2 protein-coding genes are annotated in these 1,802 nt (G+C 48.3%); both read left to right on the forward strand.

Annotated features, from left to right (window positions below; all coding sequences use genetic code 11):
* Positions 1–1,133 (forward strand): glycosyltransferase family 2 protein (locus A7X77_RS31400; RefSeq protein WP_064686666.1); only part of this gene is annotated, 1,133 nt, incomplete at its 5' end.
* 1 nt (position 1,134) lies between these two features.
* Positions 1,135–1,802, forward strand: a 668-nt coding sequence (locus A7X77_RS31405; protein ID WP_064686667.1) for a class I SAM-dependent methyltransferase, incomplete at its 3' end; no start/stop codon positions are given.

The raw sequence follows: 1,802 nt of genomic DNA on the forward strand, positions 1-1,802 counted from the left end.
AGCTTAGAGAAGCCTGCACTGAATACATAGTGATTGGTGGACTTATTCACTATGAACGCGACATTCAAAGCCTATTTGCCGATTTGCACAAAGCGTGCCATCCGGGAACTCGCCTCGTTCTTACCTACTACAGCGCCTTGTGGCGACCTTTGGTTAATCTCGCTTCGGCCCTAGGCCTGCGAGGCAACTTACCGGAATCGAACTGGTTGGCGCATGAGGACGTTCGAAACCTGCTGGAACTCGAAGATTTCGAGCTGATAAGCCTAGATCAGAAGGTACTGGTCCCACTCTATATTCCATTCGTTAGCGACTTTATCAATCGCTACATCGCCCCACTGCCAGTATTCAGAAATCTTTGTCTTTTGAATATCGCTGTTGCAAGACCTATAGCTGCGGCGCAAGAAGTTAGCCCGCCATCCGTCTCAATCGTAGTGCCCGCTCGAAACGAGGCCGGCAATATTGACGAAATTGTCAAGCGCATTCCGCCAATGGGGCCTAAAGACGAAATCATCTTTATCGAGGGCAATTCAACGGATGAAACCTGGAGTGCGATCCAGGCCGCACAAGCCCGCTATGGATCACAGCGCAGGATTCTGATTGACCAGCAAGAAGGAAAGGGAAAAGGGGACGCCGTCCGCAAGGGATTCCGCCTTGCCTCGAATGAAATTCTTATGATTCTTGATGCAGACATGACCGTTCCGCCCGAGGATCTTCCCAAGTTCTACGCCGCTATCAAAGACGGCAAAGGCGAATTCATCAACGGAACCCGGCTTGTGTATCCAATGGAGAAGAAGGCGATGCGTTTCTTCAACCTGCTAGGAAACAAGTTTTTTGCTATGGCCTTCTCGTTCGTTCTCGGCCAGCGGTTCAAAGACACCCTCTGCGGAACTAAGGTAATCAGTCGGTCCAACTATCTGAAGCTCGCCAGAAACCGTTCATACTTCGGCGATTTCGATCCGTTTGGAGATTTCGATCTCATTTTTGGCGCCGCAAGAATGGGATTGAAGATAGTTGAGGTTCCCATCTGCTATCGGCAACGGCTCTACGGAGAAACAAATATTTCTCGTTGGCGCCATGGTGTCATCTTATTGGCGATGCTCGCTTTTTCAGCTCGGCGAATAAAGTTCATTTGAGATGAAGATAGAGAACACAGAACTGTACGATCATGATTTGGCGATGACTTTGGAGAACCGTAACCGACTTCAAAGCAATCGCAACCTGATGCTATGGTATCGCGAACTATACGCACAGTTGTTCGACCGGATCCCCGATTTTTCGAGGAAGAAAGTACTGGAGATCGGTAGCGGCACATCACCGCTTAAAATATTTCAGCCACACGTAACCACGACCGACGTTCTTAATCTAGATTATCTGGATATCGTTTTCGACTGCCACGATATAGCGGAATTGGAAGACATCCAAGATCACAGTATTGATGTGATCACCATGACGAATGTACTGCATCACCTGCGTGATCCGATTTTCTTTCTCAGCGGTGCAAGTCGCAAACTTAAGAAAGGCGGTGAGTTGGTACTCGTCGAACCATATTTCTCCGCCGTGTCCTATCCCTTGCTTAAGTTCCTGCACCACGAGCCGGTTGATTTCCAAATCTCGCAACCGGTTCTTGATACGATTGACGGCCCCTTATCGTCTTCAAACCAAGCGATTCCCTATATGATATTCTTCTCGCGTCGTGATTGGCTGACACGATTGTCAGATCAATATGATTTAAAGGCGATGGAATTAGGTTATTTTACGAGTATTGACTACATGGTAACGGGGGGGATCTCGAGGATATTGCC

This window comes from Rhizobium bangladeshense (genome assembly GCF_001662075.1).
Lineage (GTDB): Bacteria > Pseudomonadota > Alphaproteobacteria > Rhizobiales > Rhizobiaceae > Rhizobium > Rhizobium bangladeshense_B.